We start from the raw sequence: 17,547 nt of genomic DNA, 5'->3' as shown, positions 1-17,547 counted from the left end.
AATCTAAGATTTCCACCTGCTTTACACTATATATCGATATTGTGTCTGATATCAAGAGTTCAGTGTTTCAGAAGCATCTACACTTTTATTAGAATTATCTGTAACTTTGCCTAAGTTAATTTTGATAACTCGATTACGAACTTCTTCAACTTTGGGCAGAGTTAATGTCAGAATACCATCGTTAAAATCAGCTTTTACTTTGTCATTTTGCACTGCAACAGGTAAGTTAACGACTCTTTGGAATTTACCGTAGCGGAATTCGGAATGTAGATAGTTGGCATTTTGATTTTGGCGCTGGCGATCGCCTATAATTGCAACAGCATCACGAGTTACTTGCACATCCAAATTTTGAGCAGCAACACCAGGCAATTGTGTGTGGAGAATCAAACTATCACCTGCATCAATTAACTCTATAGCAGGACTCCAAGCTGCTGATGTTTCAGTTGCTTGAGTAGTTTGTACAGATAGTTCATCAAATACTAAATCCATTTGCCGTCGTAAGCTTTCGAGTTCGCGGATTGGTTGCAAGTAGCGAATCATCATAGTATTTTACCTCTGCATTGATAACTAATTAAATTGCTGTTTTTTTAGTGTCAGCAGAATCTGTTTGCTGCTGACACTTGTAATATTGCCTTAATCCTCAAGAACCTGAAAATACAGAGAACACAACTTTGCTGGTAGGGTTTTGCACACCTATTAATATAATTGCGGAGTAAGTGCATTTTCACCGATTATTACTTGATAGAATTTTTAAATCTGTTCTTACTTGTTCAAAATTCAAAGCAAAGCTTTTAGTTAAAACTCAACATCCTATAAAATTATTTTTTTAAATCAAGTACGGTTATTTCTACCTAATATGTAGTGCTTATTGGTATTTACGAGTAAATTAAGTATTTTGACTAAATTTTAAACATTAAGTGATTCTGTAGAATATTACTCAATCAATTATTTGAGCTATTTCTTATTAGTTAGGATATTAATCAGATAAATTGCAGATTTCACCTTTCATAGGTGTATTTTCATTTTCAGGTTAAATCACTCTAAAACCGTGTAACAAGGTACTCTTACATCTAATTAAAATTTGCTATCCTCCTGCCAACAACGAAAATGTTGTCAGGGAGATGAATGAGTCGAATTAATGGATTTATCGGTCGTCGTGATTTTTTTAAGTTAGCAGGTACGGGTGGTTTAGCGATCGCCGCTACAACTTTTGGTGGTAGTCTGATAGCAGGTACGCCTAAAACCTCGATCGCTGATGTTAGTCCAGCTAATTTTCATCCAATTGGCGCAAACCAAGCTTTAAAACTTTTGTTGGATGGTAATCAAAGGTTTAGCCAACAAAAACGTCAATATCCTCATCAATCATTGGCACGTTTGCAATTAGTAGCGAAAGCACAATATCCTTTTGCCGCCATTTTAGGTTGTGCAGACTCTAGAGTACCTGCGGAAATTATTTTCGACCAAGGACTAGGAGATTTATTCGTTGTGCGAGTTGCTGGTAATGTTGCTAGTGATATGGCGATCGGTAGCTTGGAATATACTACATCTGTATTAGGAACACAACTAATAGTCGTGTTGGGTCATAAAAACTGTGGTGCGGTAACAGCAGCAGTTAAAAACCAACCGCTTCCCGGTAGAATTAGCTATGTTGCTGAAAGCATAAAACCCGCATTAACTCAGTTAAATTCCACAGATGCAGTTATTGCTAATGTGCAATATCAAGTAAAACAATTGCAACAAACTTCGACAATGTTAGCCCAGTTGATACAAACAGACAAACTGAAAATTGTTGGTGCTTGTTACGATATCGATACTGGCAAAGTAACTGTAATTACTTGATTTATAGATTGTGTAGACACAAGAAATTGTGTCTATACAGTCCTATTTCATTTGTAAAAAAGCAACATCATCGGTGAGAGATTAAGATAATCTTTTTTTGTCAATGAGAAATTATGCTGAAAATTTGGGAATAACCAAAAATCAAACCGGATTACTATACAAGTTCTCAATCTCACGTATGAGGGAATTTTCGTACTTGATATTCTCCTGATTCTATCAACTGATAAGTATTTCCCAATGCTTGGGCGAATTTACTATCAATAGCTGCTAAATCTACTTGGGAAATAGCTTTCCACTGCTCTTGTGTTGCCCAACGAATAATTAAAGTTACTTCTGAATGGTTATTGGGATTAATCCAGACTTCTTTACCGAGAAATCCTGGATACTCAGCCAATGCTGCTGTCCAAATTTCAGCATCCTTCTGGATAAAACTTTCTCGCAGATTTGGGTCAACCTGAAATTTCAGCAGTTCTATAACCACACCTATTCATTCCTTGTGTTTGCCAATTTGCCAAAATAGAGATGTAGGCTAGAATAACACGCTTCCAGCATAGCTTGATTGCATACACTCAAGAGCAAGGAGGCTGGTTTGAAATAAATAACAGGATGGCAGTATGGATAGCAACAACTGGTTGCAACAGCTAATGATGGTCGGTATTGGTACAACGTCTTTGGTAGCAGAAAAGTTACGGCAAGTCAGTGATGAATTAGTCAAAGACGGCAAGTTGAATCCTGAGCAAGCTAAAGCGGTAATGGATGATATTGTACAGCAGTTAAAGTCGGAGCAAGGAAACTGGGACGCTCAAATGCAACGACAAATGCGGAATATGATGCAGGATTTGGGAGTGGCGCGTCAGTCTGAGGTAGATGAACTACGAGGTAGAATTGACCGTTTAGAACGTCAAGTACGCGATTTAGAAAACAAGCTTTGGCGTTAATCTGGCCTTTCTGATTTAAACTAAATGTGTCCTGTTGGTATTGCTTTTGCCAAACGACCTCAGTAGGGAGGACTAATTTTGAAAGCAATTTTACTCAGCGTGGGTGTCATGCTGGTTTGTGTTGTGGTTTTAGTGTTAGCCCAAGTCGGCGGTAAACCAGATACTGCCATTGCTGCTAATTTGAGCCAATCGCAATCATCACCCACCACCATTACCGAAAACAATACTCTGATAGCGAACAAAACTATGTCTGATAAAAATGTTGTCACTACTCCCTCTGGACTGAAATATGTTGAAATCAAAGAGGGAACTGGGGCAACTCCTCAGCCTGGCCAAACTGTTGTAGTTCACTACACTGGCACTTTAGAAAATGGTACTAAGTTTGATAGTTCTCGTGATCGCAATCGTCCTTTTAGCTTTACCATCGGCGTAGGACAAGTGATCAAAGGTTGGGACGAAGGACTTAGCACAATGAAAGTTGGCGGTCAGCGTGAGTTGATTATCCCTTCAGAGTTAGGCTATGGTTCCCGTGGTGCAGGTGGTGTGATTCCACCTAACGCTACCCTAATTTTTGATGTGGAACTGTTGGATGTTAAATAAAGTATAAAGTGTGAAGTATGAAGTATAAAATTTTCAGACTTCATACTTCACACCTAATAATTTGGTCTTGCTAGATTTTTAAACTTTGTATATTGCGGGTCGAATAAAAGTTTGACTGTACCTGTTGGGCCGTTGCGGTGTTTTGCTACTATGACTTCGGCGATGCCGCGATCAGGGGTATCTGGTGAATAATATTCATCGCGGTATAACATAATTACTAAATCCGCGTCTTGTTCAATACTGCCGCTTTCTCTCAAGTCAGATAACATAGGGCGCTTGTTTGTCCGGGCTTCTACGCCGCGACTTAACTGTGATAAAGCAATTACAGGCACAGATAATTCACGGGCTAAACCTTTGAGACTTCGCGTAATACGAGATAATTCTTGTACGCGGTTATCACCTGCTCCTTCCATGAGTTGCAAGTAATCTATCACAATCAACCCTAAATCTGCGCCTTGTTCTGCTTGTAGTCGTCTGGCTTGACTCCGCATTTCGTTGACTGTCATATTCGGCGTATCGTCGATATAAATTGGTATCTCGGAAAGCATACCAATTGCCCGACTTAACGGTTCCCACTGGGTTTGGCTGATGCGTCCACTCCGCAAATAACCAGATTCAATTCCTGCTTCACTTGCCAATAGTCGCTGTACTAGCTGTTCTTTGGACATTTCTAAGCTAAACACGGCGACTGGTAATTTATATAAAGCAGCAATATTGTGGGCTAGATTCAAGCAAAAGGCTGTATTGTGAACACAGATATCATTAGCAACAAAATTGTGTGTTTCAGGAATTGTTAAGTCATAGACTTGTTTATAACCTACTGACTCAATAGAAACAATTTCATCCCAGTATATATCGCTAGTAGCCAACTGTTGTAGTTGTACATTTTCTAAAGCTGTAGCTAAAATCCAGAGCCGTTCTCTTTTTAAAGCACGTTTACCGACGTGTATATTTGTATAGCTTTGAATCCCAGCACGCTTGGCTAAACTATTCCAAGATTCACTGCCTTTAGCTACTGCTATCTGTTCCCAAATCTCTATAGGAATGAGGTCACAATTAGTTTGATATCGCTTTTGTGATATTGCTTCTGCAACTTTTTCTAAGGCTGCTTCTTTGCCAAAAATCCCAATTTCTGAGATGAATATTTTGATACTTTGAGCATCAGTAATATCTAATTGCCAAGCTTGCCTGTCAGTGTCTTTATATTTCACAGAACGTTTTTTCAGTCTAGCAATAATCCCAAATCGTAATAACAAATGTTGTATTTGTCTCGCTAGTTTTTCGCTGACAGTACAGTAACCTAATTGCGATTGACCGCTTGTAAGTAAAGTCGCCCATCCATCTGTAGCAAACAGACGATTGAGAAATATAGCTATTTGCGATCGCTCTAATTGAAATACAATTGCTGGTACTGTTTTAGCATGAGCATCTTTACCCCATAACCCTAACTTTTCTAACCAATTTGTGAGAGAATTTCGGCTAACCTTGCTAATGCTAGTAAATCCATGCGGTGCAAATTCTTCTGATTCAGTTTCAAGAAGTGTACACAGTTGTTTAAATTTATTAGCATTTGGTACACACTGCCCTTGCTGCCAAATACTTAACAAAGATGGACTAACATTTAACTCACAACTCAATTGTCTAGCAGTTAAATTGTGAGCCTGAACTAAAGTTTTTAAGCGTTGAGCAAACAACTGTCTCTGAATAGCAATAAATTCTAAATCGCTTCTCACACTAAGCGATGGTGTGCGTTGTCCTTGAGAAGTTTCCCACCGGATAGCTAAACCACCAAAATCCGCTACTGCTTGAGAAAACTCTGCTTGCAGTAACGGATTACTATTTGTAAATCTTGGATTGCTATTAGTTAAACCACCATCACCTATTAAATAGGCTAGTAATTTCACCTCACACTCACGTAGAGTTTTTCTACCGAATACGTCTATTTTACGGGGTACAGCAATCTGATCACCGACTTGGAGATTTGCTAATCTTTGCCAACCTTGAATAGTTAGGAATGGATGGGTAATTGTAGTTTCAATGGTTCTTCCTAATCGAGTTATCACCCGAAAAACAGGTTTTATGCCATCATCTACAAATGCTGATGGTTGGGTAAAGCTAAATTTCCAGTTATCATTTAACGTCAATAACGAGCCGTGACGTTGTTTATACAATTCTTCAATTGTCGTAATTTGTCCATCTGCCAAGACTATTTCAGAATCAAAGCTGAGGCATTTCCCCATTGACGGCCTGCCAGCGACAATAATTAAATCAGAACGCTGGAAACCGCTGGTCATGGCATCTAAATCATAAAACCCGCAAGGAATCCCAGGTAAAGCGATGCCTTGATGGCGCGTTTCAATATCTTGAAAAGTATTGACTAAAGTATCAGAAATATGCACTAAACCTGATTGGGGGCGTTCTTGAGTGACACCGAATACTTTTTGTTCTGCTTTGTCTAAAACTAGTGGTAACTCGGTTTCTGTTTCGTAGCCTAAATGGACAATTTCGTTGCCAGCTTTAATTAACTGTCGCCGCAGGTATTTTTCCATGACTAAGCCTGCTAAAGCGTCGATGTTAACAGCAGAAACTGTTCGGTCTACAAGGGTGGCTAGTTTATTTCTCCCACCAATCCGCGCTAATAAATCATTATCTGCTAACCAACTGGTAATAGAAAGTAAATCTGTGGGTTTACCTTGGGCGTGGAGGCGCAAGGCTGCTTGATAAATATCTTTATGGGCGCTAATGTAAAATGCTTCAGGAACTAAGCGATCGCTAACTCGACCAATCGCTTCTGGATCTAGTAAAATTCCACCCAGAATCGCTTCTTCTGCTTCGATATTTTGGGGTGGTAGGCGATCGCTACCATCGCCTTGAAAACTTAATTCTTCCGCCATAATGCGATTTTGGATGAGTAATGAGGATGTCTCTATTACCCTTATAGTCCAAAATCTGCGAGAGAACACTGTGATGGTTCACTGATTACCAACAACTTACCGAAGAAATGAGCAACCACAGATTTAACACCGATAAAACATCTGTGTTCATCTGTGGCAGAATCTTAACCAATTGTTAGCTGGCGACAACTTCAACGTCGATTTGCGCTGTTACTTCAGAGTGCAGCTTAATTTCAGCTTTGTAAGTACCCAGTTTGCCAATATCAGGAATTGTGATACCACGACGGTCAACTTCTAGGTTAGCAGCTGCTTGAATTGCATCTGCCACGTCTTGGGTGGTGACAGTACCGAAGATGGCTTCGTTTTCACCAACTTGCTTGGCAATTTTTAAGCTGCCAACTTTTTCTAAAGCGGCTTTTTGTTCTAAGGCTTGTTGTTTGAGTTCTAATTGCCGTTGACGCTCTTGTTCACGACGGCGTTCTACTTGCTTGAGAATACCAGGAGTTGCATGGGTTGCCAAACTCTTGGGAATGAGGTAATTTCGAGCATAGCCAGGAGCTACTTCTACTAAGTCGCCTAATTTGCCTAACTTGCTGACATCTTGAGTTAAAACTAACTGAACGCGTTTCGCCATTGTTTTTTGTTTTTCCTGTAAAATCTCAATAACTTGGGTTGCAGCCGGATAGCCTACATGAGTGTAGCTGTATCCCAAGCAGCTTTGTCTATACCCTAAAGCTTACAGATCCTAGCGAAAGGCAGGGGGCGATCGCAACTGTTTAGTCAAAAGTCAATGGTCAATTGTCAAAAGTCAATGGTCAGTGGTTTCATTTCACAGTTTAATTAAAGATTTTGCGAACTTGTTTTTTGACTGTCCGTAATGTTGTTTCCCATTGATTTGGTTTCGGCGGTGCGGGAATTGCGGCTGGTGGTATTGCTGAATTTAAATTGCGGTAATGTTCCCAAATTTCCCAGTAGGGACAGCCTGGTTGAATGTGAATTCCAGCCCAGTGCAGAAATTGCAGAGGTTGATTAACTGTCGGGTCAATGAGAATATGGCCTTGTTGCTGGAACTGGGGGCTACCTGCCCAATTTCCTGGGGCTTTCTCGGCGCGACGCACAATGTTAAAGCGACGCGGAATTCGCTTCAGCAGTATATAGTTGAGAATTGGTTGATCAGAAACCTTTTCGCTAAAGTCAAAATACTCTGGATGGGCGGCACACTCCGCGAAGGTATCGTACAAATCTTGTTCGGAAAAGATATTTTTCTTGGAACCCCAAAAACCACTGTTGAAAATATCTTTAGTGTCAGCTTCAGTAAAAACTTTTGCTTCTACAACATGGGGGCTAAAAACATTTTTAATCCCACCTAAATGTTGATAATCGCAACAAATAAAGTCGTGTTCAGCTAAATACTTGAAGTTATTGCTGAGTTTTTCAAATACAACAACATCGGTATCGATGTACAAAAATTCATCAAAGGGGCCAAACCAACAAGCTGGTTTCCGCAGTTTATTGGGACTTGCAAAAAACTGTCCGCCAAAAATGTCGAATAGTTTTTGAGAAAGGTGATTGATAAAATCTAAATCTTCATATACCTGCACGCCATAGTGTTGGTTCAACAGTGCAGCTATGTTGTGATAGTTTTCATCATAAGGAATCATGACAATCGGGATATCGGGGTCTGTTAAGCGGATACTATTCAAAAGAGCGATCGCATGATCTGTTACCTTATCATTGGCAAAAATATAAATTCCCTGACTCATCTTATTTACCTCCTACTGCCAAGCCTAATTTTTTGAGAATTCGTTTACCTAAACTCGGAGGCGCATTATAAGCTTTGGGTTTAGTTGTAAATACTGGGCGTTTTTCTGGTTCTTTTAAGTAGCGATAATGCAAGAAAATATCTCTGTAAGGAAAATCAATATTTTCACCAGCACAAAGGCGATTAAATAGTTTAGAAGATAAGCCGATATAATGCAGAAAAGTTAATTTATTCCCTTTGTCGTAAAGCACGTTACCCTGATTTACAAAATGTGGTGAATTGGCACAACAACCAGTTAATTGATTTTCTGGTAAATTGAGAGAAAAGTTGTAATAAGAGACATTGCTTTTCATTCTCATATAATTCAATACGGACTGGTTAGGAGCGCCCATATACAGAATTTCTGAGTCGCCATTATTTAACTGAGTGAGCAACCACTCTCTTTGTTCTGGCGGAAATACACCGCGCTTAGAAGCATAAAAACCAGAGCAGAAAATTTCTGACTCAATTCTCTCTTTGCTAAATACTTCATACAGCTTGGGAGATGAGACTTTAAAAATATGAGCAGGGTCTTTATATTGAAAATCGTATGCTACAAAGTCATACTCATCCAACTTGTCAAACACAAAATCTAATGGCTGCATTACTAATGTGTCAGCATCCAAATAGATAAACTTTTCAAAATAACTATCTGGATCAAAAGCACAGTAACGGCGATTTTCACCAACTCGATAAAATTTCTTAATTCCTTTAGCTTGCCAAGTTTCAATAGCTGTAGGATGAGATTGCCAAACGCGATGAGAAAATTCTTCCCAGCGAGCAAAAATTTCTGGATCTTCTAAAAGAGTGACATTTTTTCTAGATGTAACTTCGGCACGAACTAAATCTATTTGATCGTTGTAAGCAATTACACATACTGGCACATCGCCAGCATTCACTTCAATACTATTGAGTAAGGCTACCAGTTGGTTATAAACATAATCATTAGCCAACGTATAGATGCCATTTGACATAAGTTTTATCCGTTATTTTTCACAAAATTTGCCAGCCAATTGAGCAGATTTAATTCATGTAAAATTATCTGACGAGCTTCTGCGATCGCATCTTTGGCTGCATACCAAGCATCAGGAGTTGCAGTCACTTCTTGAATGTAAGCGATGCCTTTTTCATCCATACTGGGTAATCTTAAAAAACTCCCAGGTGGTAATAATTTATCCGCAGCAGGCCCGCCATAATAAATTGGCAAACACCATGCAAGTAGAGCATCCCAAAGTTTTTCACTTACATACCAATTATTATCTGCATAGTTTTCAATTGCCAGATTGTAATAATACGGAGCCATGCCATACCATTTATTACCAAGCTCACCCTGGGATTTCGCGGTTGCTGGTAAGTCGCGGCCATACAAATCAAATTTAATTTCACTATTCTGCATCAATTGCAAAAAACTCAACCGCTGACGATGATTTGCTGTGCGGCTAATTCCAGAAGTAATCCAACTACAAGGCGCAACTTTTTCTGGAGGTGGCATTTCATTTAATTCTTTAAATGAGTTGCTGTGATACCAAATCGCTGGCATATATTCTGGCACTAGTGCAAAGTCATCGGGACCAGATACATAGCCACAATATTGTTGGGCTACTTGATAAACTTTTTTATGTTTTTCTACTACCTCATCTAAGGGCGGTTCGCGCATGAGGTAGATGATTTTTTCTTTGCTGACTCCCCTAAGTACAGAGTCAATATTTAAATCTGGTGATGGCTGTTTTTTTTGCAGACGACTTAACCAAGTTTGCTTTGGCTTTTTGAGTATATGCGGAAAATCAAACTGATACATTAATAAAAAATCAGGCTTAGAAGCTAGTGCCTGCATTTGAATGTTTTGCCAAACTCCAAAAGGATGTGGTGTTTGTTGCCACATCCAATCACCTTGCGTTTTTAAAGCTTTATAGCTGCTAATCATGCCAACGGTTGTTATCTGCATTTGATTTATTTTTGAATTAAGCTACAAGTTGGGGACGGTAAGATTCATCAACGTAACTGAGAATTTTGGCAGCGCGATTTTCCCAAGAAAATTGTTTGACAAATTCGATAGTTTCTGAGTAACCATCAATTTTTTTCGGATGAGTTTCTAAAGCTTGTTGAAGGGCGGCGGCAAATTTGATGGGGTTATCTGGTTCGCACCAAGCTGCGATCGCTACAGTATTTTTAAATTCCATTAATGAGGGAATTTCAGTTGCAACAATGGGAGTTCCTGAAGCTAAATAGTCAAATAATTTCAACGGAGAAGTAAAAGTAGCTGCCTTTCCAGAACAATGGGGATGAGCCAAAATATCGGCAGCTTGTAACAAAGATGCCAGTTCATTTTGTAAAACAAACCCTAAAAAAGTAATATTATCGACTTGTTTTGCTTGGGCTAGTTGTTGATAATGTTCTACTTCTGTTGGTTTACCACCTGCACAAACAAATTGCACATAAGGCATTTCTTTAGCTACATCAATTAAGATATCTATTCCTTTAAATTGTTGTAACGCTCCAGCATAAACCACTAATTGCGATCGCTGATTTTGCAAAAGTTTTTCTCGCCATTCTGCTGCTTTTTCTGGCTGTCTTTGCATGAATAAGCGATTGAATCCATTATGGATTTTAATCAGTTTTTCTGGTGGCATCCCATGTTCAATCATGCTTTCTTTGACTGTATCTACAACTGTCACCGCCAGTTGAAACAATGGGTGATTAACTATTTCGGGTTCAAATTGCTTATCTTCGTGGTGGTGATGCTCATAAATTGCGGGGATGCCATTTTTGATTGCTGCTTTGACAAAATTCCAATTCCAAGCATGAACAATTTTTGTCGTTGCCCGAATATGAAAAGGAAAATAATACTTTGTAGCGATGGTTTTAGAGTTAGTAAATTTATTTTTAAAATAATCGATAGGCCAAGGCATTGGTAGCCTTGCTACTTTTAAATTATCTTGGAGGTTGTAATATTTAATCACACTTTCTGGCGGCTTTTCTGGTTGGAAAGGATGCAATAAATGCACTGGATTCATTGCTGCCCATCCCCTCTGCGGATAAATCAAAACTGTGGGACAACCTAAGTTTGCGGCTCCGTTGGCGGCGTTAGCAGCCTGCACATAATAAGCTTCTGGCTTGGGTAATTCTTCTGTGAGAAAGAAGTTATAGTTTTTTTGCAAACTATGTTTTTTCATACTGCTGTAATTTTATCTTCAAATTTTTCTAGTTTATCTAGTAAGTCAATAGCAGAATTATAAGCATCTATAATATATTGATGTTGTTCTTCAGGAGTGTAAATTGCATTGTCTGCTAAAGAGCGAAGACTATTAAAGATGATATCTAAGCAATCACGAAACTCAGAAAACATCAAATTAAAGTGTTGATATTGATGATTCAGGTTTTGATTTGCTTCTGTGGAAGGCAAAAATCGCTCTTGAATTTGCAGTTTTAAAATATCTTGAAAGATATCTATTGTGGTGATAATTCTTAAGGCGGATTTATATGATTCTTCGATTAATTCTTGCTGTTCTTGAGAATTATCGATTAAATCATCTATGAGTAAACCCAAAACCCCAATCATTGAGTTGAGACGGGTGCGAATTTCGTGAGAAATGCGAGTTAAACTTTGATGCTGTTTTGTAGTAGCTTCGGTGCGATCGCCAAATTGCATTGCATACAGGCGAGAATAGTAACCACCTTTTTGTAAAAGTTCGTCGTGGGTTCCGACTTCCATCACTCGTCCTTGATCGAGGACGGCGATTTGGTCGGCTTTTTGGACTGTGGATAAGCGGTGGGCGATGACTAAGGTGGTGCGATCGCGGCTTAAATCGTCTAGCGCTTCTTGGACTAAGCGTTCAGAAACTGTATCTAAGGCGCTGGTGGCTTCATCTAAAATCAGAATTTCGGGATTTTGTAGCAAGGCGCGGGCGATGGCTAATCTTTGTCTTTGTCCCCCCGATAACATTACGCCGCGATCGCCAATTAAAGTGTCAAATCCTTGGGGTAATTTGCTGATAAACTCGTAGGCATTCGCCCGCTTGGCAGCACTGATAATTTCGTCTTGAGTTGCTTCTGGTCGTCCGTAGGCAATGTTATTTGCGACAGAATTATTAAAGAGAAAGGTATCTTGACTGACAATTCCCATTCTCTTACGTACAGTTGTAATATCAAATTCCCGCAAATCTTTACCATCCAGGGTAATACAGCCGGCGATCGGGTCATAAAATCTGGGTAAGAGGTCGGCTACGGTTGATTTACCCGCACCAGAACCACCGACTAACGCCAAAGTTGTACCACGTGGTAAATATAAATCCACATCCCTGAGAACTAACTTTTCGTGACCAGGGTAAGCAAAGGAAATGCAATTAAAATGGATTCCTTCTTTTAACTCTGTATAGATAACTTCGCCTTCGGGCATAAACGGCTTATTATCTAACCTTAAAAAGTCTGTGACTGCTTCTACACTGGCGCTGGTGCTGGCAAAACTACTCCGCAGGCCATTTAATTGGGAAATTAAGGGTAATAATCGCAACAATATTAATAAATATGTCAGCAATACTGCGGAAAGAGAAGCAACTTGGTGAGCAAAGAAAGTTTTACTTAAAAATACAATTAAAATTAAGGCTGTAATTCCCATGACTTCACTCAAAGGTGCAATCACTTCTGAATTAGCCTGAGATTGGAAATCTGCTTTTTCCCGTTCCCGAATTAATTTTTGAATTCTTTGATATTCTCTGCCTTCATTACCTGTTGATTTCACTAACCGAATGCCGTTCAGTGTCTCCAGCATAGAAATCGAATAAGCTTTCGACATTTCAGTTAGCTGCTTACCAAATTTTTTGGCACGGGCAATGGCATACTGATTTACCAAGGTAACTAAAGACAGCAAAACTGTAGAAGCTAAGGTTAACTGCCAAGAAATTGACAGCAGTAAACCAATAAAGACTAAAATCGTAATTCCTAAAATAACTAATTTGAATGTATTCCCAATAGCAGTTGCAGAGCGCCCAATTTCGCCGCCAAGACGGTTAATTAAATCACCAACTTTCATCTTGGCGTAATAATCTATATCAATTTCTAGTAATAACTTTAATCCAGCTTCGCGCATATCTGACATCAACATACGCGTCAAAGAATTTGATACTAGTGAGCTTAAATAGGTAGCTACGTTCTTGAAAACAATTACTAATATAATTGCCCCAGCCATGACTACTATGCGGTAATTCTCTGGTACACCGTCAAAAGGAGTCATGATTTTTTTCAAAATTACTGGAGCTTTGGTTAAATCAACATCCTGCCCGACAATTTTTAAAATTACTGGCACAATTAAAGCTGTGCTGACACCATTAAATAAAGCTCCAGAAAATCCCAAGATTATAGTCAGTAGAATTAAACCTGGATAGGGTTTGGCAAATCTTACTAGTAGCTGCTTGGTAGACATTGCTGATTTATCAAAATTTACCTCAATACATTATTATTCATCAATTAATTAACAAACCAGCTAATCCTCAAATAAATATTTATTTTTAAATTTGCTTTTTGTAATTACAAATTAGGATGCGACGGGCATTAGCCTATCATTTAAAACTCATGCTTACAACCGCGCAATTACTGACTTGAGCGTGGCTGCCATCGCTTCAATGCTATATTTTTCCACACATCTTTCTCTTGATTTTCTGCCGCGTTCATTGGCTACATCTAAATCTTGAAAAATCAATTGAATTTGCTCGGCAATTTGGTCTGGACAAGCAGGTTCAACTAAATAGCCTGTGTCACCTAAAATTTCAGGAATATCGCCAACTCTTGTGGATAATACAGGTTTGGCCATTGCCATCCCATCTGTTAATTTCAGTGGGAATTGGGCGCGAGTTTCGGGAGTGTCTCTTTGGGGAACAACCACAACATGCGCCGCTGCAACCACATCAGGCATGACATCTGCGGGATAATTTGGCAATTTAATTATCCAGCGTCCCCATTTTTGTCGTAGTTCTTCATCATAATTGTCGTAGGGACTGCCACCAACAATCACTAATCTCAGGTCTGGTTGATTAAGTTTATCTAAGGCAATTAAAACATCTTCTAAACCTTTATAAGGTCTGGGCGCACCAGGAAACATTAAAATACGATATTCCGATAAACCATAACGGTTTCTACTTTCTTCGGGATGATATCGATCCGGATCAAATAAAGTAGTATCTTTGCCGTTAGGAACAGAGATACCACCAAAACGCTTTTGCAAGAAGCTCGTATGTGTTGTTACCACATCGGCACGATTGACCCAATTTTCCATCCATTTAATATATAAAGGATGATGCGGAATTCTTAAAACACCGTCTTTTTTAAAGATGTCTTTGACTAACTGTTTTATTGTTGGTTTATAATGCCAAGCATCGCCACCATACCAGCTAAGTTCCCAGTCATCAATGTCAACAATTACTGGTTTTTTACTAGCTAATTTTTTTATTAGTGCTACACCATAGCTGGCTGGCTGTGGTTTAATTGCATAAATAATATCGCCATCAATCAATTTTAAAAGTTTACCAACTGATTTAAAAAAATCTGGATAATTGCCACCTTCTACAGTTTTTAATTTTGCTTCTGGTGGGATAGCACGATACAATTCTTTGTCAAATAAGAAGCCGATAATTTCTACTTCCCAGCCTAATTTGTGCAAGGCTTTTTCTAAAAGGGAAGCTCGAATAAAACCATCGTTAGTTGATAAGTTCCAAACAATTATAGATATTTTTGGTTTATCTTTCATTATTTAATATATTCCTATGTATAGGACTCATATTTGATTTAAAAAACAGTAGACCTTAATTCCTTCTTTGCTATTCCCCGTTTCCTGTTCCCTGTCTCTACGAATGATTCAGAAATCAAGTGCTATATAAATTATTTTATCCGCCAGGGATTTGTGACTTGGTTAGGCAAAAAGAACTGAGCGAACTTGTCAAACAGTCTTGTATATAAAGAACGGGTAATATTTTTAGCATACTGCGGTCTGTAAGGATAAGTACAATGTAGTACTTTAATTTCCTGACTAATGTTGTAAGCATCTTTCCACTTACTCAAGAAATTATAGGTAGGTGGTAGGACTTTCATGTTAGGTTTAACAGTAGCGATCGCCGCAGCAAAAGCTCCTTGATCTCGCAATAACAATTTATCTTGATTTTCCGTAATAATTGCAAAATTTATTTGAAATTCAGTAAATAGTTTCTTACTGTCTTCTGTTTTCCGAAACGCGATTAAGCCGCTATTATACTGAATATCATTTTCCTGGAGTGGTAAGCCTACAGATTGGAGGGTTAGCAAAACTTTATCTAAGTTTTCTTGTTGACTGCCTCGCAGTAAATTGGTAGCTTTAGAGATATCTGGTTGGACATCTTCAGTTAACAATAAATCAAATTCATCCAACGCCTCAAATACATCGTTAATATCGGTTAGTAAGCAAATATCTGAATCTAAAAAAATCGTTTTATCAAATTCAGAAGCGTCGTATAAAGAGATTTTGGCAAGCCTTGATGCTAACACCGTATTTTCATGTTTTGGTGCTGGCTTGAGAATTACATTTTTAAATGCTTTGAGAAAAGGATATAAAATCGGCGGAACCTGATCAATTAAAACAATAATTGGTTCTTCATGGAACTTTCGGATTGCTGCTAAAAAATGAATACAATCTTGAAAAGAATACAATCCAGTTAATATAGTGATGAATCCTCTAGTTTCTTTCATAAATTTAATTAATCTATATCTTAATAAAGAATACTCTGGTATTTTTGGCTATAAAAAATCCATACTATTGGTAAAAATATACAAAATATTGCTAAGCTCAAGTCTTAGTTACATCTCTTATCATATACAGAGTAAATTTTTTAGAGATGAAGCCAGCCATATTTGGTTGCAATTTTTCAGGGTGAAAGTAGCGACGGATTTTTAGGTGATGCTTGCAGAGAGTTTCTAGGTTGATTAGGCGCTACCAGTCGATCAATTTTAACTGCCCTGTTTGAATTTGATCTAGTATGCGGTTAATTTGGCGGCGGACTCTATCGCTGATGTTACCATTGGCAAATATGTGCGAAAGCAGTAAATTATGATCGTTACGACTCAACTTTCCCGATGAAATTATTTTGTCTACAATTTTTTTAATAGCAATTTCTGATTGACTATCAACACTAATGTAGATAGACGGGCGATCGCTCATTATTTCTCCTGAAAATGCAAAGAATCATGGCAATATTTGCTCACTGACTCATAGGCAAACGCAACCCTAATCAATATTAATTTTGGTAGTCAACCAATTTTAGGTTTTGGATTTTAGATTTTAGATTTAATACGCCACAAGGGGATACAGCTTGCAGAGATTTTTGATTTTAGATTGAAAAATTACCTAATCCAAAATCATTAATCCAAAATCCAAAATTTAAAATCTAAAATTTGGATGGTCAATAGCAAATAATTACAACTGTTAATAACCGCCTTTTTAGCCATTTTTAGAACTAAAAAGAACAGAATAAATCTAACTTCGTATTTACTGATACTCCCAGAGGATTTTTACTGATAAAATAAGTAGATTTTTAGGAGTTTTTACGATGTTTTCAGTGTAAGCACGGTTGTAGATTAGCATGGTTCATGCGGTTTACCAGCTAGAATAAATAAAATCAAAATTTTCCGGTATCTCAGAAAATACCAATAATTCATTTGTAAGGGAGTTCAGAGGAAATGCGGGTATTCCGTCTTGAGGCACTCTCAGATAACTACATATTCTTACTGCACAATAGCCAAGAAAATATCGCCGCTGTCGTCGATCCAGCGGAAGCTGAACCAGTGTTCAGCAAACTGGCAGAACTCAACGCCGAGTTAGTAGCAATTTTCAACACCCATCATCATCATGATCATGTAGGCGGCAATCAACAACTAATGCAGCGCTTCCCCAAGCTAACAGTGTATGGTGGGGCTGAGGATAAAGGAAGAATTCCCGGACAACAGGTGTTTCTGCAACAAGGCGATCGCGTTTTTTTTGGCGATCGCACTGCTGAAGTTATCTTCGTTCCTGGACATACCCGCGCCCATATCGCCTACTACTTTCCACCCAACGCAGCCGATGAACCTGGAGAATTGTTCTGTGGGGATACTCTTTTTGCTGGTGGTTGTGGTCGCTTATTTGAAGGCACACCTACACAAATGGTGTCATCCTTAGAAAAACTCCGTTCGCTCCCAGATAATACCCGTGTCTGGTGCGCCCACGAATATACCTTAAAAAATTTACAATTTGCCCTCACCGTAGATAGTGAGAATACTGACTTACAACAGCGCTATGCAGAAGCAAAAACTTTTCGCACTCAAGGCAAAGCTACTGTCCCTTCCTTGCTAGGAGTAGAAAAACGTACCAATCCATTTTTGCGTTGGGAACAACCATCCCTACAACTAGCTGCTAAAAGTAACGATGCAGTGCAAACATTCGCCCGCATTCGGGGAATGAAAGATAGATTTTAGTCAA

16 protein-coding genes are annotated in these 17,547 nt (G+C 38.6%); 4 read left to right on the top strand and 12 right to left on the bottom strand.

The window, feature by feature from the left end; all coding sequences use genetic code 11:
* Positions 1-51: 51 nt before the first annotated feature.
* Complete coding sequence (locus ACMX3D_RS00725; RefSeq protein ID WP_482749587.1) at positions 52-543, bottom strand: Hsp20/alpha crystallin family protein; 492 nt, start codon at positions 541-543, stop codon at positions 52-54.
* A 582-nt stretch (positions 544-1,125) separates the two neighbouring features.
* On the opposite strand from ACMX3D_RS00725, the gene ACMX3D_RS00720 reads away from it, so the two are divergent.
* Complete coding sequence (locus tag ACMX3D_RS00720; RefSeq protein WP_482749586.1) at positions 1,126-1,839, top strand: carbonic anhydrase; 714 nt, start codon at positions 1,126-1,128, stop codon at positions 1,837-1,839.
* A 172-nt stretch (positions 1,840-2,011) separates the two neighbouring features.
* Here the strand turns inward: ACMX3D_RS00720 and ACMX3D_RS00715 are convergent, their stop codons facing one another.
* Positions 2,012-2,320: a TIGR03792 family protein gene (locus ACMX3D_RS00715; RefSeq protein WP_482749585.1), complete on the bottom strand. Its 309-nt coding sequence runs from the start codon at positions 2,318-2,320 to the stop codon at positions 2,012-2,014.
* A 133-nt stretch (positions 2,321-2,453) separates the two neighbouring features.
* On the opposite strand from ACMX3D_RS00715, the gene ACMX3D_RS00710 reads away from it, so the two are divergent.
* Both ACMX3D_RS00710 and ACMX3D_RS00705 read left to right on the top strand, forming a co-directional pair.
* Positions 2,454-2,777 carry a phasin family protein gene (locus ACMX3D_RS00710; RefSeq protein WP_229539156.1) on the top strand — a complete coding sequence of 108 codons (324 nt, stop codon included), beginning with the start codon at positions 2,454-2,456 and terminating at the stop codon, positions 2,775-2,777.
* Between the two features lie 78 nt (positions 2,778-2,855).
* A complete protein-coding gene (locus ACMX3D_RS00705) occupies positions 2,856-3,377 on the top strand; it encodes an FKBP-type peptidyl-prolyl cis-trans isomerase (RefSeq protein ID WP_482749584.1) in 522 nt (173 codons plus the stop codon).
* Positions 3,378-3,430: 53 nt separating this feature from the next.
* On the opposite strand, the gene dnaB is transcribed toward ACMX3D_RS00705, so the two are convergent.
* The 10 genes from dnaB to ACMX3D_RS00655 all read right to left on the bottom strand — a co-directional run bounded on the left by dnaB (position 3,431) and on the right by ACMX3D_RS00655 (position 16,251).
* Positions 3,431-6,271, bottom strand: a complete 2,841-nt coding sequence (gene dnaB / locus ACMX3D_RS00700) for a replicative DNA helicase (RefSeq protein ID WP_482749583.1) — start codon at positions 6,269-6,271, stop codon at positions 3,431-3,433.
* A 175-nt stretch (positions 6,272-6,446) separates the two neighbouring features.
* Positions 6,447-6,905: a 50S ribosomal protein L9 gene (gene rplI / locus ACMX3D_RS00695; RefSeq protein ID WP_482749582.1), complete on the bottom strand. Its 459-nt coding sequence runs from the start codon at positions 6,903-6,905 to the stop codon at positions 6,447-6,449.
* 202 nt (positions 6,906-7,107) lie between these two features.
* Positions 7,108-8,034 carry an Npun_R2821/Npun_R2822 family protein gene (locus tag ACMX3D_RS00690; RefSeq protein WP_482749581.1) on the bottom strand — a complete coding sequence of 309 codons (927 nt, stop codon included), beginning with the start codon at positions 8,032-8,034 and terminating at the stop codon, positions 7,108-7,110.
* Position 8,035: 1 nt separating this feature from the next.
* Entirely contained in the window at positions 8,036-9,046 is a 1,011-nt protein-coding gene (locus tag ACMX3D_RS00685; protein WP_482749580.1) for an Npun_R2821/Npun_R2822 family protein, read from the bottom strand.
* Between the two features lie 5 nt (positions 9,047-9,051).
* Positions 9,052-10,017: a glycosyltransferase family 10 domain-containing protein gene (locus ACMX3D_RS00680; protein WP_482749579.1), complete on the bottom strand. Its 966-nt coding sequence runs from the start codon at positions 10,015-10,017 to the stop codon at positions 9,052-9,054.
* Between the two features lie 16 nt (positions 10,018-10,033).
* Complete coding sequence (locus tag ACMX3D_RS00675) at positions 10,034-11,245, bottom strand: glycosyltransferase family 4 protein (RefSeq protein ID WP_482749578.1); 1,212 nt, start codon at positions 11,243-11,245, stop codon at positions 10,034-10,036.
* On the bottom strand, positions 11,242-13,491 hold the full coding sequence (locus ACMX3D_RS00670) for an ATP-binding cassette domain-containing protein (RefSeq protein ID WP_482749577.1): 2,250 nt from the start codon (positions 13,489-13,491) through the stop codon (positions 11,242-11,244). The genes ACMX3D_RS00675 and ACMX3D_RS00670 overlap by 4 nt, the downstream gene beginning before the upstream one ends.
* Positions 13,492-13,644: 153 nt before the next feature.
* On the bottom strand, positions 13,645-14,811 hold the full coding sequence (locus ACMX3D_RS00665; protein WP_482749576.1) for a glycosyltransferase family 4 protein: 1,167 nt from the start codon (positions 14,809-14,811) through the stop codon (positions 13,645-13,647).
* Between the two features lie 131 nt (positions 14,812-14,942).
* Entirely contained in the window at positions 14,943-15,782 is an 840-nt protein-coding gene (locus ACMX3D_RS00660) for a glycosyltransferase (protein WP_482749575.1), read from the bottom strand.
* Between the two features lie 241 nt (positions 15,783-16,023).
* Complete coding sequence (locus ACMX3D_RS00655; RefSeq protein ID WP_482749574.1) at positions 16,024-16,251, bottom strand: hypothetical protein; 228 nt, start codon at positions 16,249-16,251, stop codon at positions 16,024-16,026.
* Positions 16,252-16,769: 518 nt separating this feature from the next.
* Here ACMX3D_RS00655 and gloB point away from each other — a divergent pair.
* Positions 16,770-17,543: a hydroxyacylglutathione hydrolase gene (gene gloB, locus ACMX3D_RS00650; RefSeq protein ID WP_482749573.1), complete on the top strand. Its 774-nt coding sequence runs from the start codon at positions 16,770-16,772 to the stop codon at positions 17,541-17,543.
* Positions 17,544-17,547 lie beyond the last annotated feature (4 nt).

The organism is Anabaena sp. TISTR 8404 (assembly GCF_056847745.1).
The sequence above is the reverse complement of the archived record's forward strand: the minus strand, read 5'-3'. Positions and strand labels throughout refer to the sequence as shown.